The organism is Microlunatus spumicola, assembly GCF_039536445.1.
Taxonomy (GTDB): domain Bacteria; phylum Actinomycetota; class Actinomycetes; order Propionibacteriales; family Propionibacteriaceae; genus Microlunatus; species Microlunatus spumicola.
On sequence record NZ_BAAAYR010000001.1, the window covers coordinates 925,469 to 946,739 of the forward strand.

18 protein-coding genes are annotated in these 21,271 nt (G+C 72.6%); 2 read left to right on the top strand and 16 right to left on the bottom strand.

Annotated features, from left to right (window positions below; genetic code table 11):
- Positions 1-50 precede the first annotated feature (50 nt).
- The 4 genes from ABD665_RS04200 to ABD665_RS04215 are packed head-to-tail and all read right to left on the bottom strand — an operon-like array spanning position 51 to position 5,750.
- The gene (locus tag ABD665_RS04200; protein WP_204912097.1) at positions 51-1,688 is read right to left on the bottom strand and encodes a UxaA family hydrolase; all 1,638 of its coding nucleotides are present in this window, start codon (positions 1,686-1,688) and stop codon (positions 51-53) included.
- Positions 1,685-2,524: an amidohydrolase family protein gene (locus ABD665_RS04205; protein WP_204912096.1), complete on the bottom strand. Its 840-nt coding sequence runs from the start codon at positions 2,522-2,524 to the stop codon at positions 1,685-1,687. Before ABD665_RS04205 ends, ABD665_RS04200 begins: the two co-directional genes overlap by 4 nt.
- Positions 2,521-3,564 (bottom strand): aldo/keto reductase, encoded by a 1,044-nt coding sequence (locus tag ABD665_RS04210; protein WP_204912095.1) that lies wholly within the window; start codon positions 3,562-3,564, stop codon positions 2,521-2,523. Before ABD665_RS04210 ends, ABD665_RS04205 begins: the two co-directional genes overlap by 4 nt.
- The gene (locus tag ABD665_RS04215; RefSeq protein WP_204912094.1) at positions 3,561-5,750 is read right to left on the bottom strand and encodes an alpha-L-fucosidase; all 2,190 of its coding nucleotides are present in this window, start codon (positions 5,748-5,750) and stop codon (positions 3,561-3,563) included. The genes ABD665_RS04210 and ABD665_RS04215 overlap by 4 nt, the downstream gene beginning before the upstream one ends.
- Before the next feature lie 219 nt (positions 5,751-5,969).
- Between ABD665_RS04215 and ABD665_RS04220 the strand changes: the two genes are divergently transcribed.
- The gene (locus ABD665_RS04220) at positions 5,970-6,665 is read left to right on the top strand and encodes an FCD domain-containing protein (protein WP_204912093.1); all 696 of its coding nucleotides are present in this window, start codon (positions 5,970-5,972) and stop codon (positions 6,663-6,665) included.
- 9 nt (positions 6,666-6,674) lie between these two features.
- Here the strand turns inward: ABD665_RS04220 and ABD665_RS04225 are convergent, their stop codons facing one another.
- The 7 genes from ABD665_RS04225 to ABD665_RS04255 form a co-directional block, all read right to left on the bottom strand.
- Positions 6,675-7,730: a class I mannose-6-phosphate isomerase gene (locus ABD665_RS04225; protein ID WP_204912092.1), complete on the bottom strand. Its 1,056-nt coding sequence runs from the start codon at positions 7,728-7,730 to the stop codon at positions 6,675-6,677.
- Positions 7,727-9,829 carry a hypothetical protein gene (locus ABD665_RS04230; protein WP_204912091.1) on the bottom strand — a complete coding sequence of 701 codons (2,103 nt, stop codon included), beginning with the start codon at positions 9,827-9,829 and terminating at the stop codon, positions 7,727-7,729. Before ABD665_RS04230 ends, ABD665_RS04225 begins: the two co-directional genes overlap by 4 nt.
- Positions 9,830-9,944: 115 nt before the next feature.
- Positions 9,945-11,012, bottom strand: coding sequence for a substrate-binding domain-containing protein (locus tag ABD665_RS04235; RefSeq protein WP_204912090.1), 1,068 nt, complete (start codon positions 11,010-11,012; stop codon positions 9,945-9,947).
- Positions 11,009-11,902 carry an ABC transporter permease subunit gene (locus ABD665_RS04240; RefSeq protein ID WP_204912089.1) on the bottom strand — a complete coding sequence of 298 codons (894 nt, stop codon included), beginning with the start codon at positions 11,900-11,902 and terminating at the stop codon, positions 11,009-11,011. Before ABD665_RS04240 ends, ABD665_RS04235 begins: the two co-directional genes overlap by 4 nt.
- Positions 11,899-12,834 (bottom strand): ABC transporter permease subunit, encoded by a 936-nt coding sequence (locus tag ABD665_RS04245; protein WP_204912088.1) that lies wholly within the window; start codon positions 12,832-12,834, stop codon positions 11,899-11,901. Before ABD665_RS04245 ends, ABD665_RS04240 begins: the two co-directional genes overlap by 4 nt.
- Before the next feature lie 89 nt (positions 12,835-12,923).
- A complete protein-coding gene (locus tag ABD665_RS04250; RefSeq protein ID WP_204912087.1) occupies positions 12,924-14,234 on the bottom strand; it encodes an extracellular solute-binding protein in 1,311 nt (436 codons plus the stop codon).
- A gap of 426 nt (positions 14,235-14,660) precedes the next feature.
- Positions 14,661-15,290, bottom strand: a complete 630-nt coding sequence (locus ABD665_RS04255) for a TetR family transcriptional regulator C-terminal domain-containing protein (RefSeq protein WP_204912086.1) — start codon at positions 15,288-15,290, stop codon at positions 14,661-14,663.
- A gap of 93 nt (positions 15,291-15,383) precedes the next feature.
- On the opposite strand from ABD665_RS04255, the gene ABD665_RS04260 reads away from it, so the two are divergent.
- Positions 15,384-16,130: an SDR family oxidoreductase gene (locus ABD665_RS04260; RefSeq protein ID WP_204912085.1), complete on the top strand. Its 747-nt coding sequence runs from the start codon at positions 15,384-15,386 to the stop codon at positions 16,128-16,130.
- Positions 16,131-16,237: 107 nt separating this feature from the next.
- Here ABD665_RS04260 and ABD665_RS04265 read toward each other — a convergent pair whose 3' ends face one another.
- The 5 genes from ABD665_RS04265 to ABD665_RS04285 all read right to left on the bottom strand — a co-directional run bounded on the left by ABD665_RS04265 (position 16,238) and on the right by ABD665_RS04285 (position 20,922).
- Complete coding sequence (locus tag ABD665_RS04265) at positions 16,238-16,813, bottom strand: Uma2 family endonuclease (protein WP_204912084.1); 576 nt, start codon at positions 16,811-16,813, stop codon at positions 16,238-16,240.
- A 10-nt stretch (positions 16,814-16,823) separates the two neighbouring features.
- Complete coding sequence (locus ABD665_RS04270) at positions 16,824-18,620, bottom strand: hypothetical protein (protein WP_204912083.1); 1,797 nt, start codon at positions 18,618-18,620, stop codon at positions 16,824-16,826.
- Positions 18,610-19,149: a SigE family RNA polymerase sigma factor gene (locus ABD665_RS04275; RefSeq protein ID WP_344741176.1), complete on the bottom strand. Its 540-nt coding sequence runs from the start codon at positions 19,147-19,149 to the stop codon at positions 18,610-18,612. Before ABD665_RS04275 ends, ABD665_RS04270 begins: the two co-directional genes overlap by 11 nt.
- Positions 19,150-19,324: 175 nt before the next feature.
- On the bottom strand, positions 19,325-20,122 hold the full coding sequence (locus tag ABD665_RS04280) for an SDR family oxidoreductase (protein ID WP_204912082.1): 798 nt from the start codon (positions 20,120-20,122) through the stop codon (positions 19,325-19,327).
- Between the two features lie 245 nt (positions 20,123-20,367).
- Entirely contained in the window at positions 20,368-20,922 is a 555-nt protein-coding gene (locus ABD665_RS04285; RefSeq protein WP_204912081.1) for a sigma-70 family RNA polymerase sigma factor, read from the bottom strand.
- Positions 20,923-21,271 lie beyond the last annotated feature (349 nt).

Here is a 21,271-nt window from a genome sequence, read left to right on the forward strand (position 1 = left end):
CTCCCAGCGGGTCCTTCATCGTTCCTCCTGTCGTGCGGTCGTCGCTGGGGTCACATGACGGCGGAGAGCTGCCACGGGGCGAACTCGTTCTGCCCGTAGCCGTGCAGCTCGCTGCGCGACCGGCGGCCGGAGGCGCAGTCGATCATGGCCTCGAAGATCTCGTCGCCGACCTCCGCGATCGAGCGCCGCCCGCCCACGATCTCGCCGGCGTTCAGGTCCATGTCGTCGCGCTGGCGGTCCCACAGCAGGCTGTTGGTGGCGATCTTGAGCGACGGCGTGGGCTGGCAGCCGTACGCCGAGCCGCGGCCGGTGGTGAAGCAGATGAGGTTCGCCCCGCCCGCGACCTGGCCGGTGGCCGACACCGGGTCGAAGCCGGGCGTGTCCATGAACACCAGCCCGTGCGCGGTCACCCGCTCGGCGTACGTGTAGACGTCGACGAGGTCGGTCGTGCCGCCCTTGGTCACCCCGCCGAGCGACTTCTCGAGCACGGTGGTCAGCCCGCCGGCCTTGTTGCCGGTCGACGGGTTGTTGTTGAGCTCGGCGCCCATCCGCTCGGCGTACGCGAGCCACCAGTCGAACCGGCGCAGCAGCTTGTCCGCCACCTCGGGCGTCCGGGCCCGGCGGGTCAGCAGGTGCTCGGCGCCGTAGATCTCCGGGGTCTCGGAGAGGATCGCCGTGCCGCCGTGGCGGACGAGCAGGTCGACGGCGTGGCCGAGCGCGGGGTTGGCCGTGATGCCGGAGTAGCCGTCGGAACCGCCGCACTGCAGCCCGACCGTCAGCTCCGAGAGCGGGATCGGCTCGCGGACGACGTCGTTCACGGTCGGCAGCATGGCCTCGACCAGGGCGATGCCCTGGGCGATCGCCCGGGTCGTGCCGCCCACGTCCTGGATGGTGAAGCGGGTGAGCAGCGGCCCGTCGCCCTGGCCGACCGGGATCTCCTCGACCTGGTTGGTCTCGCACCCGAGCCCGATCATGAGGATCCCGCCGAAGTTGGCGTGCTCGGCGTAGCCCTGCAGGGTCCGGCGCAGGACCGCGAAGCCCTCGCCGGCCGGGTCGACGGCGCAGCCCGTCTCGTGCACGAGCGCCACGACGCCGTCCACGTTCGGGTAGTCCGCGAGGCGCCCCGGGTCGGCGTCCGTACGCCGGAAGGCGTCGGCGATGGCGCGGACGACGGTCGCCGAGCAGTTGACGCTGCTGACGATGCCGACGTAGTTGCGGGTGGCCGCCCGCCCGTCCGCGCGGCGGATGCCCTCGAAGGTGCGCGGCTGCTCCACGAGTTGCGTGGGACGGCTGTCCACCGACGGCGCGGGGTCGCGGGCGAACTCCGACATCTCGAGGTTGTGCGTGTGGACGTGGTCGCCCACGGCGATCGCGGCCGAGGCGGTACCGATGACCTGCCCGTAGCGGAGCACCGGCGCACCCACGGCCACGGTGCGCGTGGCGACCTTGTGCCCGGCCGGCACCTCGGCCCGGACGGTGACGCCCTCGGCGTCCAGGTGGTCGCCGGCGCTGAGCGGGTAGCAGGCGATGACGACGTCGTCGTCCGCGTGCAGCCGGATGGTCGCGCGCCGCGAACCGCCGAGCACGAGCGGGACCGCGGCGCCGCCCGCGTCGGGGCTGTCGGCCGGGCCCAGCGCGAAGCCCTGCCCCGTGCCCGGGGTCGTGCCCGGTGCCGTCTGTGCCGTCATCGCTGGTCTCCTGTCGTCGGTGCGGGCAGCCCGTAGGCCCGCCGTACGGTGCCGTCGAACACGTCCGCGTGCCACGCGGCCGGCACGAGCCCGACCGCCATCTCGAACCAGTCTCCGTACGCGGCGCGGGTCGTCACCACCGGCCAGTCGCTGCCCCACATCACACGGGTCGGACCGAAGCGCTCGAGGATCGTCTCGACGTAGGGGCGGAGGTCGTCACGGCCCTGGTCGGGCGCGGCCTCGGTGAGCAGCCCGGAGACCTTGCAGAAGACGTTCGGGCAGGCGGCGAGGTCGGCGAGGTCAGCGGCCCACCCGGGCGACCCGCCCGCGGCGACGTCGGGCTTGGCCCCGTGGTCGACCACGATCCGCAAGCCGGGCAGCCGGCGAGCGACCGCGAGGACGCGGGAGAGGTGGACGGGTCGGACCAGGGCCTCGTAGACGAGCCCGCGCGCCTGCATCGCGGCCAGCGACGACATCACCGCGGGCGCGAGGACCCAGTCCGGGTCGTCGATCGCCTGGAGCCAGGGACGCAGGGCGACCAGGGCCGACGGCTCGCGGTCGCGGATCGCTGCCGCGGCGCGCGGGGCCGCCAGGTCGCACCAGCCGACGACCCCGAGGAGGTGCGTGGGGTGCGACGCCGCGAGCTCCTCGACGTACGCGGTCTCCGCGGTCGTCGGCGCGGCCTGGACGAGCACGGCGGCGTCGATCCCCAGGGGGGCGGCGACGCTTGTCCAGTCGGCGACGGTGAAGTCGCGCCGCAGCGCGGGGTCCTCGTCGGCCAGCCAGTCGTAGTCCCCGCGGTCGAGCCGCCACAGGTGCAGGTGGGCGTCGATCACGCCGCGACCTCCCCGTCGGTGGTGATGACGGTCGGGCGGCCCGAGGCCGGGGCCCACCGCTCGGGGAGCAGCCCCTCGGCGACGAGCTCGGCCCACAGGTCGGCCGGGACCGGTTCCGCGAGCCAGGCGAGGTTCTGGTCCAGCTCGGCGACGCTGCGCGGGCCGATCAGCAGGCTGGTGAAGCCGGGGTTCGCGGCGACGAGCTGCGCCGCCGCGGCGGGCAGGGCGACCCGGTGCCGGGCGCAGACGGCCTGGAGCCGCGCCACCCGGGTCAGAACCTCGGCGGGGGCGTCGGCGTACGCGTAGCGACCGGCCCCGGTGAGGGCGCCCGCCGCGTAGATGCCGCCGGCGACGAGCGCCACGCCCCGGTCCGCGCAGCGGCCGAAGAAGGCCTCGTCCTCGGGCTGGTCGAGCAGGGTGAAGCAGCCGGCGACGAGGGCGCAGTCGAGGTCGATGTCCTCCAGCACCGCGTCGACCGCCGCGGTCTCGTTGACCCCGACGCCGATGCGGTTGACGACCCCCGCAGCCCGCAGGTCGTCGAGGGCCCGGTAGCCGCCGGCCCGGAGCGCGGCGACGTGGCCGGCGTTGGCCGCGCCGTGCGTGGCGACGCCGATGTCGTGCAGGTGGAGGACGTCGAGACGGTCGACGCCGAGGCGGTTCAGGCTGTCCTCCACCGAGCGGAGGACGCCGTCGTACGAGTAGTCCCAGCGCTCGACGAACGGTCCCCCGCTGCGCCAGCCGAACCCGAGCCCGCCGGTGTCCTGCGGGTGCAGCCGACGCGGACCGAGCAGCCGGCCGGCCTTCGTGCTGAGGACCAGGTCGTCACGGCACCCGGTCCGGTCGAGGAACGTCCCGATGCGGCGCTCGGCGGTCGTCAGCCCGTACATCGGGGCGGTGTCGACGTAGCGGACGCCCCGGTGCACGGCGTGCTCCAGCACCGCCTGCGCCTCGTCGGCCTTGACGGGTGCGTAGAGCCCGCCCAGCGCGACGGTCCCGAGACCGAGGCGCGGGAGGAACGGCGACGTGGTCGCGGACGTCATCGGGCTTCGCCGGCACCGCCGGGCGCGTCCCCGGGGACGCCGACCCGCTCGTAGCCGACGAGCACGTACGCCAGACCGTCGTGGACCCGCAGCGTGACCTCGTGGCGGCCGTCGACGTCCGCCACGTCGATGACCTCGGCCCCCGGACCGGCCTCGACGGCGCCGAAGGTGCGGTCGGCCCAGGCGGGCACCACGACGGTGACCGTCGGCACGCTCGGGACCCGGTCGGTGGAGTAGCTCAGCAGGGTGACGAGCAGCCGCGACTCCTCGGCCTGGTCGAAGACGGACAGCCAGACGCCGTCGCTGCCGCGGGCGGAGACGCTGACGTCGTCGCCGAGCAGCCGCTCGACGAGCGCCGTGAACAGCCGCCGGTTGGCCGGGGTCGGCGAGGTCTCGAGGTCGAAGGCGCTGTAGACGGCCGTCCCGGCCCCGAACCGGTTCTGCACGAGGACCGGGGTCTCGGTCCGGCGCCACGGCGGGGCCGCGTGGATCGCCGCCCAGGTCTTGCGGTCCACCGAACCCCAGTCCGCGCTGTCCGCGTACGGCAGCGTCAGCGTGGCCAGCACCTCGCCGGACGCCTCCCCCAGCCGGGGCGAGGTGCAGAGCGGCCGGGGTTCGTAGACCTGGCCGAAGTGCAGGTTGTACGGGTGGCTCAGGCTGTGCTGCGGCCACACGGCCGCGCGGACGCCCTCGTCGGCGGGCTGCAGGTAGGCGACGCGGCCCTGCTCCTCGCCCGCGATCGACACGCCGAACACGTCGGCGAGCGCGAAGTCGTCGTGGCGCCGGCCGAGCACGTCGACCAGGGAGGTGTAGCCGCTCGCGTACAGGCGTCCGCCCGCGGCCACGAAGGCGCGGAACGCCGCCACCTCCGCCGCGCTCGTGCGGGAGACGTTCGGCAGGACGAGCACCTTGTGGTCGCCCAGCCGGTCGAGGTCGCTGGACGTGACGACCCCGAAGGCGACGTGCGCCTCGGACAGCGCGCGGGCGGCACCGCGGACCGCCTCGACGTGCGGGAACGGGTCGCCGCCCAGCTTGTGCGGGACGGTGACCGGGGTCCGGTTGTCCGCGAAGTCCATGAACGAGTCGTCGGAGAAGTAGATCGCCACGTCCTCGACCGGCGTGCCCCCGAAGTACGGCTCGAACGGCTTCAGCCGCTCGACGGTCTCGCCGATCGCCGCGAAGCTGCCCGCCACCTCGCGGCCGTCGGGCTCGATGCCGTCGATGATGATGAACGCGGAGCCGACGGCGCTGGCCGCCAGCCCCTGCATGGCGAGCTCCTGGCTGCTCTTCAGCGAGACATGGTCGATCAGGTCCTTGCCCAGGCTGACCATCAGCTCGGCCGGCTGGGACCGGCTCAGGTGCTGGGCCATCTTGGTGACCACGAGCTGCTCGAAGCGGTCGCCGTAGAGGTCCATCGACGTGTACGTGTCGAGCCGGCCGCTCGACAGGGGCTGCGCGCACCGCCAGCCGGACAGCGCGTTGGCCAGGTTGTGGGTGACGGCGAGGCCGGGCCGCAGCTCGAGCGCCCGGTCCATCAGCTCGGCCGTGAACTCGGAGATCCAGCGTCGGCGCGCCTCCTGGAACGCCGCCCAGGTCGGATCGGTCCAGTCGACGGTGCCCGGGATCTCCAGGCCGTCCTCGCGCCGGAAGCGGTCGCGGCACGCCTCGCAGCTGCAGACGGCGAGGAAGAAGATCATGTCGAGCCACAGCGCGTCCCACGTGTAGCCCGTGAGGATCTCCTCGAGGATGCCGAGCTCGTACGCGCGGTAGCCCGCGTTGTTCGGGCAGCACACGCCGTAGCGCGTGTAGCCGTGCATCGGCCCGCCCAGCCCCTGGTCGACCTGCGCCCAGTCCGGGTGCGTCTCGGCGGCCCAGTTGTCGAAGGTGATGCTCTGGTACGCGGCGGTCGCCAGCCCGCGGCTCCGCAGCGCGTCGTTCAGCTCGCCGAGCACGTCGCGGCCCTCGAGCCGCGGGTGCATCCTGCCGATCCTCGTCGGGTAGGTGCAGAGGCCGAGGTGCGACTTCGCGTAGATCATCACCGCGTTGAGCCCGGCGTCGGCGCACGAGGCGGCGAGGCGCTCGGGGTCGTAGTCGGACAGGAACTGCTCGTCCCACTCGGGGATGTGCATGTCGCGCAGCAGGCGTCGCGTCGTGGTCTGGAACGGGGACGGGGCGCTCGTCGGCACGCTGACACTCCTTCGGGTCGGTCGAGTCGTCGGGTCAGAGGGCTAGATTGAGCCGACATCGAGGTGCTGGCGACACTAGCTAACGAGATTCATCGGGTCAATAGTCAGCAGAGGACCCTGGACAGTCGGTTTCGGGGCCGTTCTCTTCGGCTTCACCCGATGACGCGATCAGCACGGCCGCGAGCGCTGACCCGATGACCGAGAGACCTGGAGGCTGACGTGACGGTGACCGACGCGGCGATCGAGAAGATCAAGTCGATGATCGTCTCGGGCGAGCTGCAACCGGGCGACCGCCTCCCCGTGGAGAAGGTCCTCGCCGCCGAGCTGGGCCTGTCGCGGAACTCGCTGCGCGAGGCGATCCGCGCTCTCACGGTGCTGCGGATCCTCGAGACCCGGCAGGGCGCCGGGACCTACGTGACGAGCCTGGCCCCCAGCCTGATCCTCGACGCCGTGAGCTTCATCGTCGCCTTCCACGACCCGAAGACGGCGCTGGAGTTCCTCGACACCCGGCGGGTGCTGGAGTCGGAGGCGGCGGCGCGCTCCAGCCAGCGCATGACGCCCGAGGACCTGGACCGGCTGGGCATGATCAACGCCGACCTGCACGCGCTGGCCGCCGCCGAGGTCTTCGACAGCGAGGCCTTCCTCCGGGCCGACAAGCAGTTCCACCGCGTCGTCGCCGAGAGCTGCGGGAACAGCGCGTTGGCTGCCCTCGTGGTGATGCTGGGCGGCCAGACCGAGCCGGCCCGGATGCTCCGGGTGGCCTTCAGCGACGAGGTCGCCGCGCAGGCCGCCCGCGAGCACGACGGGATCGTCGACGCCCTCCGGCGCCGGGACCCCGACCGTGCGCGTTCGCGGACGGCCGCCCACATCCTGAACCTCGAGGACTGGCTCGAGCGCGAGCTCGACAAGCGCTGATCGCGGCGCCTACCCGCCCGCGGGCTCGACGCGCGGCGGCCGGCAGCGCACCGCGCGCAGGTCGCCGCTCACCCGCACGTCGCCGAGCCCGTGAGGGACCAGCACGACGTCGCCGCGCCCCACGCCGAGCGTCCCGTCGTCCCACGTCAGGTCGCCGACGCCCTCGACCACCACGAGCACGGCGAACGACGGCTCGAGCGTGATCTCTCGGGCGGTGTCGAGCAGGTCCGCGCGGAAGAAGCGGTCGGCGGCCGCCGGCAGCAGGCTCGTGGCTCCCCCCTCCGCCGACAGCGCGCGGCGTACGAGGAGCGCCTCGAGGCTCTCCGCCGACCGGCTCGTCGACTCGAGGGCGTCGAACACCTCCCCCGCGTCGAGGCCGAGCGTCGCGGACTCGGCGGTGAGGCCGTCGAAGCCGCGCCACTCGAGCAGCACGGACAGGTCGGACGGCTGCTGGAGCTCGACGATCGTCAGGCCGGGCGCCAGCGCGTGCGCGAGACCCGCCGGGACCAGGAACGCGTCGCCGACCGCCAGCTCGACCTCGTTCATCCGACCCAGCAGGTCGCCGGTGTCGCCGTGGTCGACCCAGCGGGCCACGTCGGCCGGGCCGACCTCCTCCCGGAACCCCAGGTAGGCGGTGGCTCCCTCCGCGGGCGCGTCCACGACCACCCACGCCTCGGTCTTGCCGTTCGGCTCGTCGAGCCGCCGCCGGGCGTAGTCGTCGTCGGGGTGCAGGTGGGCGAACAGCCGTTGGCCCGGGTTGATCAGCTTCACCAGCAGCTGCGTCGACGACCCGTGACGCCGCACGTGCTCCGCCCCGAGGAACCACTCCGGGTCCTGCTCGACCGCGTCCCGCAGCGCGGTCCCGTCGGGCAGCCGCGACTGCCCGACGTCGGCAGTGCCGTACGCGGAGGTGGTGGACGCGAGGAAGTCCTCGGGCCGGTGGTCGTCGATCTGCAGGGTGCCCCGCAGCGCGGCGATCCCGGCCCCGCCGCGGTACGGACGGCGGGGCTGGTTGGGCGCCAGGACGTACGGACCGCCGCCGGGACGGCTCGTGGGCGCGCTCATCGCAGGTGCACCACGGCGTAGGTCTCGAGCACCGGCAGCACGAGGCCGACCGTGCCGTCGGTGCCGGGCGAGACCGGGACCTCGACGGCCTCCCGCCCGGGAGCGTGGACCGTGGCCTGCGTGAACCCCTCGTCGGTCCGCACCCGGACCTCGAGGTCGACCCGGGGCCGGACCTGGTCGAGGTCGCCGTCGTAGTCGTAGTTCACGAGGTGCAGGGCCCAGCCGCCGGCCGGGGCCGCCTGGAGGCTCACCGCGGCGGCCGGTCCGAGGTCGACGAGGACCTCGGGCTCGACGGCCGCGACGGTCTCCCCGACGGAACCGCTCCGGACGGTGCGGGCGTGGTCGGCGACCTCGCGGGCCACGTCGTCGCCGAGCTCGGTGCCGTACGCGCCCTGCAGCAGGACCCGCCCACCGGCGTCGAGGTACGCGACGAGGGCGCGGTGCTGGGTCGCGCTGACGCCCCAGACGTCCGGCAGCACGACGGTGTCGTAGCGCCGGAGGCTCTCGGCGTCGACGTCGTTGGCCCGCAGCACCTCGTCGGGCAGCACCACCACGTCGAAGGTGCGCGTCGCGCGGCTGAGCGCCTCGACCGTCTCCCAGTACGACGACGCCGGGACGCCGGTCTGCTCGACGACCGGGAACCAGCGGTCCACGTCGTTGAACTGGTCGGAGTCGATCGTCAGGTCCATGAGGCTGCGCACGGAGTAGACGACCGCGGTGCGGTGCGGCGAGGTGTGGGAGAGCAGGTGGTCGATCTCCTTGAGGAACTGACCCGTCTCGTTCACCAGGTCGCGCGGCGCCCAGTAGGCGTCGCGCTCGTCGGTGCCGAACCACGAGCCGTACGGCAGCGACATGTTCGCGCCCATGGCGCTGGCCTCGAAGATCGTCAGCCGGAACAGGTCGTGCGCGCGCCCGTGCTGCAGCTTGCGGGTGAGCTCGCCGGTGACGCCGCCGTACGGGTTCTCGACCGCGACCAGGTCGCGCCCGCGGGCGAGCCCGACACCGTGGCGGAAGTACCAGGGCTGCTGGTAGCGGGTCTCGCGCATCTCGGTGACGAGCACGTCGACGTGGTCGACCATCGGGTCCCAGTAGGGCGCGAGGTCGTAGAAGTTGCCGCCGACGCGGATGTCGACGCCGAGCGAGCGCCCGTACTCCTTCGCGTAGCCCGCCACCTCGGCGAACGTCCGCGCGATGGCGATCTGGGTCGCCCGGCTGTAGGCGGCGTAGAGCGGGAGGGCGCGCGGGTTCTCGCGGGCACGGTGGCCGCGCTCCAGCAGCCACTCCCGGTAGTCGAAGCCGGCCAGGTCGACCCCGTCGAGCTCGGCCGGGACCTCGGCGGCCGGCAGCCCCTGCAGGTAGGAGCGGAAGTCGGCGACGCAGTCGCGGCAGAAGCAGCAGCCGTAGCGGAACGCGCTCAGCGGGGTGTCGGTCTCGTCGAGCTGGATGCCGCGGGCGCCCGCGTCGATCTGGACCTTGATGACCGCCTTGAGGTACTCCCGCCACACCGGGTTGTTCCGGTCGGCGTAGTAGCAGCTCTGCTCCGGCCGCGCCGCGACCTCCACCCAGTGCGCGTGGATCGGCCCGCCCTCGAGGTCGCGGCAGGCCACCTCCTCGAACAGGTCGGTCACGAGCTCGCCGGCGCTGTTCCGCAGGCCGTCGGGGAAGTAGTCGGTCAGGGGCTTCCAGGACGAGGGCCCGGTGCCCGCGGAGAACTCCCGCAGCCCGACGGTCGTCGGGGTGCCGGCGCCGCGCAGCTCGTTCTGGGCGACGACCTCGTCGTCGGTCACCTCGGCGGGGAACTCCCACGCCTGCGACTCGAAGACGATCGCGAACAGGTCGATGTCGCGCTGCTGCGCGTGCGCGATGAACTCGCTCTCGTTCACGTAGCCGTAGTGGCGGAAACGCGCGGGGACGTGGCCGTACGCCTCCTCCTCGAGGTACGGCAGGCTGATCGAGCCGCCGCCGAGTCCGGCCCAGACCAGGACGGTCGCGCCCATGTCCTCCAGGTCGTCCAGCATCGTCAGCCGCCTCGGCGGCATGCTCGGGTGCTGGTTCCACGTGTACGGCGTCCAGCCGTCGAAATACACTCCGCGTTCCATCGGGTCCTCCTGGGTCAGGGCGTGCTCGGGTTGAATGACGGGGGCGTGCGGCACCCGTCGTGTGGGGGTGGTGTCGGTCGGGCTCCTGCCCTGCCGGAGCAGGTGCAGAGGTGGGTCAGGCGGTGGCGCGGGGCGGGGCGGCGCTGCTGCGCACGACCAGCTCGGTGCGCACGAGCACGCTGCCCGGGGCCGACGCGGCCCGGACGACGAGCCGGGCGGCCTCGCGCCCCAGCCGGCGGGCCGGCTGCGTGACGACGGTGATCGGCGGCGTCACCAGCGTCGCCCAGGGCACGTCGTCGAACATCACGACGGACAGGTCGTCGGGGATGTCCAGGCCCAGGTGCCGGACGGCACCGATCGCGGCCTCGCCGAGGATGTTGTTGGACGCCACCAGCGCGGTGGGCAGGGGCTCCGCGCCGAGGATGCGCAGCGCGTTGGCGAAGGCGTTGCGCCGGGTGAAGTGGCTCGGCACCACGAGCTCCTCGACGACCTCGAGCCCGGCGTCGGCGTGCGCGTCCCGGTAGCCCTGCTCTCGCTCCCGGCCGCTGCTGACCTCGCGGGGCCCGCCGAGGTAGCCGATGCGTCGGTGGCCGAGCACGATGAGGTACTCCGTCAGGGCGTAGGCGCCGTCGTGGTTGTCGACGACCACCGACGGCACGTCCAGGCCGTCGAGGACCCGGTCGGCGAAGACGAGGTTGACGCCGAGCTCCTTCGCCTCCCGCCAGACCCCGAGGTTCTCGCTGCTCGGGAACGCGATGATCCCCTCCACGCGCTGCTCGAGGAAGAGCTCGACGTACTCGCGTTCCGCGGCGGCGTCGTCGTCGCTGGAGCCCACGATCACGTGCCGGTCGAGGTGCCGGGCCTCGGCCAGCACGCCCTTGGCGAAGTCGCCGTAGTAGCTGTTCGAGACGTCGGCGACGAGCAGGCCGATGTTCTTCGTCCGCTGCTCCTTGAGCCCCCGCCCGATCGCGCTCGGGCGGTACCGGAGCTCGCGCACGGCCTCCTCGACCTTGGCGCGGGTGTCGAGCGAGACGTAGCCGCGCCCGGAGAGCACCCGCGAGACGGTCCCCACGCCGACACCCGCCGCGGCGGCGATGGTCTTGATCGTCGGCTGCCGCGCGCCGGCGGCCAGGTGGGCGTCCTCGGTCCCGTCCGGCAGGTCCGGCCGGCCCGGCTCGCTCACCCCTTCACCGCGCCCTCGAGGACGCCCCGCACGAACTGCTTGCGGAACACCAGGTAGACGAGCAGGGGGAGCGCGGTGGCCACCGCGAGCACGGCCATCTGCACCGCGATCTGCGACGTCGACCGTCCGGCGAACTGGAGCACACCCACGGGGACTGTGTACCGGTCGGGGCTCTGCATGTAGACGAGGGGGTAGATGAAGTCGTTCCAGACCCAGATCACGTTGAAGATCACGACGGTCAGCAACGACGGGCGCGCGAGCGGGAGCAGCACCTGGAGGAAGATCCGCACGTGCGACGCCCCGTCCATGACGGCGGCCTCGCGCAGCTCCTTCGGCACGGAGTCGAAGAAGTTGCGCATGACGAGGATGCCGAAGGGCGTCCAGCCGCAGTAGGTGACGATGAGCGCCAGGTAGGTGTCCTGGATGTTGAAGAGCTCGATCCAGCGGTAGCCCGCGATCACCAGGGCCTGCGGCGGCACCATCAGCCCGACGATCAGTAGCCCGAACCACACCTGCTTGCCGCGGAACTCGAAGGTCGAGAACCCGTACGCCGCCACCGCCGACAGGCCGGCGATCAGCGCGACGCTGATGACGTTCACGAGGACGCTGTTGCCCACCCAGGTCAGCAGCCGGCCGTCGGTGATCAGGAACGCGTAGTTGTCGAGGCTCCAGCGCCCGCCGAAGCCGAACGGGTCGGCGAGCGCCGCGCTGTTGGAGCGCAGCGAGGCGGTGGCCATCCACACCAGCGGGTAGACGATCGTCACCGCGAGCAGGGTGAGCAGCACGTAGCGCAGCAGCCGGGTCCCCCACGGGCGGACGGGTCGCCGCCGCGTGGTCGTGGGCTCGACGCCCGGCGCGGTCGTGGTGGGGTGCGTGGTCGTGGTCGTCATGGCCGCTGGTCCTTCCCGAGGCGGTCGGCCCGTCCCTGACGGACGTAGAAGAAGGCGAGCACGAGCGTGATCACCAGCAGCACGACGAGGATCGCGCTGCCGTAGCCCACCTGGTTGCCGCTGAAGGCCTGGAAGAAGGCCCAGGTGGACAGCACCTCCGTGCCGTGGTTGGGGCCGCCGCCGGTGCTGACGTAGATGGTGGCGAAGACCTTGAGACCGTCGATCGCCGCCAGCAGCAGGACGAGCTTGATGGTGTCGGCGAGCATCGGGATCGTGACGAACCCGGTCTCCTTCCACCACCCGGCGCCGTCGACCTTGGCCGCCTCGAAGACGTCGCCGGGCAGCGACGCCATGCCGGCGATGAAGATGAAGAGGTAGAGCCCGAAGCCGACCCACACGTCGAGCAGCACGAGCAGCGGCAGCGCCCGGGAGGTGTCGGCCAGCCAGGGTCCGGCGAGCGCGCCCAGCCCGACCGCGTCGAGCATCGGGTTGACCAGCCCGTTGTTGGGGTCGAACACGAACTTGAGCACGATGCCGACGACGACCAGGGAGAGCGTCGAGGGCACCAGGAAGATGCCCTGGAACAGCCCGCTCAGCGGGAACGCCTTCCGGAACGCCAGCGCCAGCGCCAGGGCGAGCCCGGTCTTGAGGACCACCGAGCCGGCGAGGAACGCGACGTTGTGCACGAGGGCCTGGACGAAGACCGGGTCCTTGGCCAGGTCGAGGTAGTTCTGCACCCCGTTGAAGCTGATGTCGTCGTAGCTGTAGCCGTTCCAGTCGGTGAAGCTCAGCACGATCGTGAGCGCCAGCGGGACGAGCAGGAACGCGACGAAGAAGAAGTAGCCGGGGACGATGGTCAGGAACGCCTTCGGCGCCTGGCGCTCCCGACGTCGGACGCGGGGGCGGACCCCGGGGTCGACGGTGGTGCTCATGGTGGGTCCTTCCCTCACGGACGGGGGACGGGCTTCTCGGCCCGTCCCCCGCCCGTGCGGTGGGGGGTGGCGGTGGGGAGGCTGGGTGCCTACTTCTTCGCGGCCGCCGCAGCCTTCTGCAGCGACGTCACGAACTCCTCGGCCGTCATCGTCTGGCCGGCCATCGCGGTGGCGCCGTTGAGCATCGCCTGGTCACCCACGGACGGGTCGACGAGGCTCTCGAAGTAGGTCACGAAGCCCTGGCCGCCGCCCTCGAACGCGCTCTGCACCTGCTTCCACGCCGGCTGCAGGTCCTCGGGCAGCGCGCCGTCGGAGCCCTTCATCATGTTCATCACCGACGCCTTGGAGAACAGCTCGCCCGACTTCTGCGTGGCCATGTAGTCCAGGAACTTGTACGACGCGTCCTTGTTGCCGACCTTCGCCGGGATGCCGAAGCCCTCGTTGATGCCGCCCAGCTGCTCGGTGCTCGGCTTGGCCGGATCGACCTGCGGGAAGGGCGCGACCGTGACGTCGAACGTCGGGGGCGTCTCGGCCATCGTCTGCTGGAACCAGGTGCCGGTCTCCATGAACGCGGACTTGCCGGAGAGGAAGAGCGACATCATCGCGTTGTAGTCCGAGCCCGCGGCACCCTCGGGGAACACGCCGGCCTCGGCGAGGCCCTGGAAGTCCTGGGCCGCCTGCAGGAAGCAGGGGTCGTCCCACTTGGCCCCGTCCTGCGCCACGGCCTTGTTGATCGTGGCGATCCCGCAGCGCTGGATCGAGAGCAGCTGCCACCACTGCGCGGCCGGCCAGCCGTCGCCGCCGTACATGGACACGGTGCTGATGCCGGTGCCCTTGAGCTTCTGCGCGTTGGTCTTGAAGTCGTCGACCGACGTCGGGACCTTGAGGTCGTACTTCTGCACGATCTCGGGGTTCATGTAGAGGACGTTGCTGGTGTAGACGTCGAGCGGGACGCAGTAGACCTTGCCGTCGTACGAGCAGAGCTGCTTGACCAGGTCGCTGTCCGCGTACGAGTAGGCGCTCTTGTGCTGCTCCCACCACGGGGTGATGTCGGTGAGCAGTCCCGCCTTGGCGTACTCCTCGGTCTGCCGGAAGCCCTCGAACTGCAGGATGGCCGGCGGGTTGTTGCTCGAGATCCCCGTCCGGACCACCGTGTCCGCCTCGCCGTCGGCGAGCTCGCGGTTCTGGAACTGCAGGTCCGGGTTCTCGGCGTTGAAGCCGTCGACCATGCCCTGCACCGCCGTGTTGCCCGAGCCGGCCAGCTGGTGCCAGACGCTGAGGTTCGTCTCGCCGCCACCACCCCCGCTGCCGCCCTTCGCGGCGAGGCCGCAGCCACCGACCGCGGGCAGGAGCGCCGCCAGGAGGGCCCCCGCCATGAGTGTCTTCCGCACAACCTTCATGAGTCCGTCCTTCGCATCGTTGCGTTCGAGCTCTCCGTGTGGAGTCGTTTCCACAGGTCTACCACAACGACGGAGCGGTGCACCAGAGGTGGTCCGTGGGCCACGGGGCGGGACCGCTGCAGCGTTGTCGTCGGACGCGGGTCGACGGCTGCACCGACGACCAGGGGTCGCCGCGTACGGGCTGGTGCTGCCGCGCAAGCATGCGAAAGCCGTCCACGACGTCCTCGCTCCCCTGGTCAGCGGGCAGGCGTCACCATCAGTACCGGTAGCCGGGGTGAGGCGGCCCCGAGGTTCCCGAACCGCGGCCGGTCCGGCGGCGGGATCGAAAAGAATTCAGGCCAGGAGCCGCGCGTGGAGATCACGTTCACGACCCGCTGACGCGCCGCCTCCGGCTGAGGGACGGTGGAACCTCTGTCCCCGGCGCGTTCAGGACCAGTCGCCGTCGTCCGTGCCCAGGTGCGCGCGGCCCAGCTCGGTGATCGGGACGGCGGCCAGGCTGGTGAAGCCGATGTCCAGGAGGGTCGCGCGGGGCACGCCCGCCCCGCCGAGGGTGCCCATGCCCTCGATCAGCGCGCAGAAGTAGGCCCCGAGCGAGTCGGCGTCGGCGGAGGTCTCGATCTCGCCGGCCTCCTGGGCCTCGACGATGCACGCCGCGTAGTGCGCCCGGATCGCCTCGAAGGCCGCGGCGACCGTCGCGGCCACCTCCGGGTCCCGGGCCGAGAGCTCGACCGCCGCCTTGGTAAACAGGGACGCCGGCGCCGCGGCCGAGCCGTGCGCCACCGCCATCTTGACGAGCTGCGCGCGGATCCGGCCGATCGGGCTGTCCGACCCGTGCCGGATGAACTCCACGGCCTCGACCGCCTCCGCGGTGTCGCTGAGGAACGCCCGCATGAAGAGCTCCTTCTTGCCCCCGAAGGCGTTGTAGAGGCTCTGGCGCGCGAGGCCCGTCGCCTCCAGCAGCGTGTCGAGGGACGTCCCGGCGAAGCCCGTCTCGGCGAACGCCTCACGGGCGCGGGCGACGACGTCCGCCTCGTCGAAGGAGCGGGGTCGCGGCATCGGGAGCCTCCTCAGAGGGGTTGTTGACTGATCGGTCTACAACAGGTGTAGGGTTTGAGACCAAGCAGTCAACAACCTACGCGGAGGAACATCATGGCTCAAGCACTGGCCGGCAAGACGGCGCTCGTCACCGGAGGGACCTCGGGCATCGGGCTCGCGGTCGTCCGCCGATTCGTGGCCGAGGGGGCGCACGTCGTCGTCACCGGGCGCGGGCAGGCCGCGCTCGACGCGGTCGCCACCGAGCTCGGCGACGACGTGACCACCGTGCAGGCGGACGCGACCAGCCCGACTGGCGTGGCGACGCTCTTCGCGGCCGTCGCCGCCCGCGGGACCGGGCTGGACGCGGTGCACGCGAACGCCGGCGTCGGCGAGTTCGGCGCCCTGTCCGAGGTGACGGCGGAGGACATCGACCGCACCTTCGCGACGAACGTGCGAGGGACGGCCCTGACCGTGCAGGGGTCCCTGCCCTTCCTGAACGAGGGTGCCGCGATCGTCGTGACCGGCTCCACCTCGGCGTCCGGGACCGAGCGTGGCCTCGGCGTGTACGGCGCGTCCAAGGCCGCCATCGTCGCGATGACGCGCAGCTGGACCGCCGAGCTCGCGCCGAAGGGCTTCCGGATCAACACCGTCGTCCCCGGCCCGACGGAGACGCCGGGGCTGAAGGGGCTCGCCCCGGACGACCCCGCCGCGCTGCTGGAGCAGATTGCGAGCGGCATGCCGATCGGTCGCCTCCTCCGGCCCGAAGAGATCGCCGCCGCCGTCCTGTTCCTGGTCTCCACCGAGAGCTCGGGCATGACCGGGAGCGAGGTCTTCGTCGACGGCGGCAGCACCATCGCCTGACCCGACGGCCGGCCGATCGAGGCGGTTGGGTCCCGCTACCCGACCTCGAGCAGATCAGGCGGCTCGAGCCTGTCGGGACGGGCCGGGTCCGGAGGCACCCGTCCGGTTCAGCCGGACGGGCGGGTGGTCAGCGTCGTGGGCAGCAGCAGACCGTCGAGGTGGACGATGCCCACGCCGAAGTCGACCCACGCGGACCCGGCAGGAGCAGACCGCGTCGCCGAGGAGTCCGAGGAGTCCGAGGAGTCCGACGAGAAGGTCTCGCAGCGGCGGTAGTCCGCGTCGACGCGGACGGAGACCTGCACGGTGCCGCGCCGGGTGTCGACGTGCCAGTGGTGGTCGACACCGAGCCGGGCGTAGGCGCGGGCAGGACGAGGACCGGCGGGCTCGTCGGAGACGTCGACGCACAGGACGGGTGCACCTTGCAGACGTCCCTCGTCCGCGAGCGCGCGGTGCACGGCGACGTCGGGGTGCAGGGTGCCCGGGCCGGGCGAGGGATGCCAGCAGCACCCGGCCGACACCTCCCAGCCGTCCGGGACCGAGGCGCGGAGGCGAGCCGCGATCTCGCTGCGGAGCCGGTGCTGCAGCCCGGCGGCGTCCGCATCGGGCGCGCCAGCACCGTCGCCGCCGGGACAGCACCGTCGAAGGACGCCCGGGCCGGGCGCTGCCCTGACGTCCAGCCGCACCGCGCCCACCTCAGGTGATCTCGGGCGAGCGGCCGTAGGAGGCGAGGACGCGGCCGGTCGCCGTCACGGCGTCCGCCCGGAGCTCGTAGCGGCCGGCGGGCACGGGGAGCGCGAACGCGTACGTGCGGTCCGCCGCCACGGCGGCGTTGCCCTGGAAGAGCGTCTCCCGGGTGATGCGGTCGACGACGTACCAGGTGACGTGGTCGGCGTCGGCCCCGACGGCGCCGACCACCTGGAGCGGACCCGGGGTCGGCACGGAGGTCGGGAGCGTCAGGTCCACCGACGTCCGGGTGTCGACGTCCCGGCGGGTGAAGGGCCTCGTGGTGTCGAGGAGCCCGAAGAGGCGGAACGCCCGCCCGTCGAGCGTGACCCGCACGGCGGTGGGTCGCCCCTCGTAAGCGGACACGGTGTGCACGAGGCTCTGGGCCCAGAAGGCCGCGACGGCCGTGTCGGGCTTGCCCGGCCGCACCTCGTCGTCCTTGGCGTAGTCGACGACGACGCCGTCGGCGTCCTCGCGCACGGAGGCGAGGGTCAGCGAGCCGAACGGCCACGACGCACCCTCCCCCGCGGGTTCCCCGCTGATGCCGGCCACGGCGTCGGTGAGGGTCGTGCGCGGTCGCGGTTCGGCGAGAAGGTGCTGGTCCGGGCCCGGGTAGTAGATCAGCGTCGTCGCGACCGGCGTCGTCGCCGGGTCGGTGACGGGGACCCGCGCGCCGGACGGGGCGCTGCCGGACACGGTGAAGCGGTGGCCCGCCTCCGTCCGGCCCGACCTGCGCACGAGCTCGACCGTGTAGTCGCCCGGGTCCAGCGCGGGAGCGGAGGTGAGGATCGTCCGGCCTCCCCCGCCTTCGTCGGCGGTCACGCTCGCGACGACCTCCCCGTCCGCCACGTCGCGTACCACCAGCCGGTCGCCGACCGCACCGGGCATCGCGGCGAGGGCGACGGGCGAGGTGACCGTCGCGGCGTCCGCCGGGAAGTAGACCGTAGCCGGGTGCTTCAGCTCGACCGTGGGCCCGAGGAGGGGCTCGAGGAGGGGCTCGGTCGTGTCGACCACGCCGTACAGCGTGGCCGGCCTGCCGTTCACCGTGATCAGCACCTTGTAGCCGTCGAAGGCCGACGCCGCCGTTCCCACCCAGGCGTCGACCCACCGGCGGGCCTGAGCCGCACCCTCCGTGCCGACCGGGCGCGTCTGGTCATCGACGGCCGCCATGTCGAGGTGGACCACGCCGTCGACGTCCGTGAGGCTCGCGACCCGGTTCCGCCCGTTCCCGGGAACCACCTCGGCGCCCGGCACCGTCGGGTCCTGCTGGAACAGCGCCTCCATCGCCTGCACGGGGTCGTACGGAGCACGGGCCGGCGCGGCGTCGGCGTAGAGCCCGTCGGGCCCGGCGCGATAGACGGTCCACGCCACGCGGGGCTGGCTCGGGCGGAAACCCGTCCGGGTGGACGCCGTCCGGCCGCTCCCGGCGGACGTCGGGCCGGGCGTCGGGCCAGGGGTGGGGACCGCGCTCGGGGACTGCGCCGGTCCCGGTGTCGCCGTGCGGTGCAGGCTGCTGGTCGTCACGACGAAAAGACCGACCACGACGAGGCCGAGCGCGACGAGGGCGGCCATCGGCCCGAGCCACCGGGGTCGTGCGCGGGACGGGCGACGACCGGCCCTGCCTCGGGTGGACGAACGACGGCGCTCCGTGTCCAACCGCGCCTGCAACGAGGCGCGGGCGTCCGGGGAGACCGTGATCTCGTCGGCCTCGGCCGTCAGCGCGCGCGTCAGCGCGGCCACCAGCTCGGGTTCCGGCTCAGTCCTCATCGGGTCCTCCCAGAACCGTCCGCAAGGCACAGATCCCGCGGGACCCGTGGCTCTTCACCGAGCCCCGACCGATCCCCAGGACGTGGGCCGTCTCGGCCTCGGTCAGCTGGGCGTAGTAGCGCAGCACGAGCACCTCCCGCTGCCGACGGGGCAGCCGCGCCAGGCCGTCGAGCACCCGCCGGCGTTCGACGCCCCTGAGCGCCTCCGTCTCGGCGCTCTCCTCGACCTCGAGGCGTTCGGGGGGCGTCGCGCTCACGACCTTCTGGTGCCGCAGCACCGAGCGCGACCGGTTGACCACCGAGACGTGCAGGTAGCCCGCTGCGTCCTCCGGGGTCCGCAGCCGCGACCACCGGCGGTGCAGGTCGACGAAGGCGTCCTGCACCAGCTCCTCGGCCCGCCCGCTGTCGCGCACCAGCAGCCACGCCACCCGGACGAGCCGGACGTGGTGCGCGGCGAAGAGCGCGTCGATCGACAGCTCCGCGGTCACGTCCCGCGACCGGCTCGCGTCCGTCGAGCTCAGCGCCTCCACACCCTCTCCACGCGCAAGCGGGCCTGGCGGTTGTCCGGAGGTCGTCAGTATCTCGTGGAGGCCCGAGATCGAGCCTCGTCGGTCAGATTCGCGGTGCCCGTCCGACGTCCTCGGCCGCACCCGGCCGATGACGCCCCAGGCCCTCCAGGACGAGAGCGCTCGAGCGGGCCCAGGATCAGATCGTCGCGACCGAGCCGGCGTCGACGCGGTAGTTCGAGCCGTTGACGAAGCTCGCCCGCTCGGAGCACAGGAAGGCGACCACGGCCGCGACCTCCTCCGGCTCCCCGCGCCGCTTCAGCTCGAGGTGGGGCCGCTCCTCGTCGAGGAAGCTGCTGATCGCCTCGTCGACGTCGGTGCCCCGCTGGTCCGCCCGCTTCGCCATCATCGCGTCGGTCATCGGGGTGTGGATGAAGGCCGGCGAGACGCAGTTGACCAGCAGCCCCTCGCGGGCATAGCTGCGGGACAGCCCCTTGGCCAGCGCCAGGACCCCGGCCTTGGCCGCGCAGTAGGGGAGCTCGTCGTCGTACGGCTGCACGGCGTCCTCGGAGGTGAGGAGCACCACCCGGCCCCAGCCACCCGTCCGCAGGTCGGGCAGGAACTCGCGCACCACCCGGACCGGACCGAGGAGGTCGGTGGTCAGCGTGCTGGTCCACCCCTCGTCGTCGATCTCGTGGAACAGCCCCTGCGCACCGGTGACGCCGGCGGACTGCACGAGCACGTCGATCCGTCCGAGCGGGGCGACGCGCCGGTGCAGGGCGGCCAGCTGGTCGACGTCGGTCACGTCCGCGGCGAAGGCGTACAGCCGTCCGGCCGGGGCCTCGAGGGCCGCCGCCGCGGTGTCGAGCTCGGCCTGGTCGAGGTCCGTGACGACCACGGTGGCCCCTTCGGCGAGCAGCAGCCGGGCGGTGTGCCAGCCGATGCCGGAGTCGGCGCCGGTGACGAAGGCGAGCCTGCCGTTCAGGCCGAGGTCCATGACGTGTCTCTCCCGGTGGGTGCGCGGTGGTCCTCGGGCGACGGGCGGGCACGGTGGGACCCGAGCCCCGTCCCGCGGAGGACCGACGTGCACCTAGCCAGCCGCGCACCCGTCGAAACCGGGCGCTCGCCCTCCGGCGCGAACACCCCTCGCGGGAGGAGCTCGGCCGTCGGCGGTCGTGTCCCGCACCGTCCGACTAGGGGTGATCTCGAGAACGGCCGAGGCGCAGGTTCAGCAGGTCGGCGTCACGGCGACTCGGCGAGCTCCTCCAGCCGCTCGCGCAGCCGGCAGAGGCTCCGTCGGATGTGGCTCTTGACGGTCCCCAGCGGCATCCCCAGCCGTTCGGCGATCTGGGTGTGGGTCAGGTCGTCGTAGAAGGCCATCCTGATCACCTGGGCGGGCACGGCCGGGAGGTACGACAGCTCGTCGAGCAGCACGAGCTGGGAGGCGAGGTCCGGAGGTTCGACCGTGTCGTCGACCTGCGTCCTGGACAGCACCTCGGTGCGGATCCGCCGCTGCCGGGCGCGGGCCGCGTGGGCGTCGGCGAGCTTGTTGCGCGCGATGCCCACCAGCCAGGCGGCCAGACGTGCCCGCTCCGGGTCGAAGGTGTGCCGTGAGGTCCAGGCGGCCGTGAACACCTGCTGCGTCACCTCCTCGGCGTCGTCGACGTCACCGAGCGAGCGCAGCGCGAGGCCGTGGACGACGGGCGACCACCGCCGGTAGATCTCTGCCAGGGCGCGCTCGTCACCCGCGCGGAAGGCGTCGACGACCTGGGGAGGGTCGTCTTCCCGCTGCAGCACCCCGGCTCCTCGCTGTCCCCCGGCTCCGACGTCGACCGCCTCCTACCCCGCTGGCGTCGGACTCCTCACCAGGACGGAACACTCGTGACGACTGCGGGTCTGGTTCCGCGAAGCATCGACGGCCGGGAGCACGGTGCAAGAGGCACTGCGGTGATGGCTCTGAGGGATTTCCGGACCAGCCGCGCCGTGGGCCGAGGGCTCGCGCCGGGCGCTCCGACCGCGTCGGACGCCCTGCTGCAGGCTGCCGGAGAAGAGTGAGGAGCGGCGAGAGGATGCTCGGGGGTTCATTCCCTCGCCGCTCGTGAAAATTCTAGGCCGAGCCGGTCGGTCGCCGCAACCGCTGGCGGTG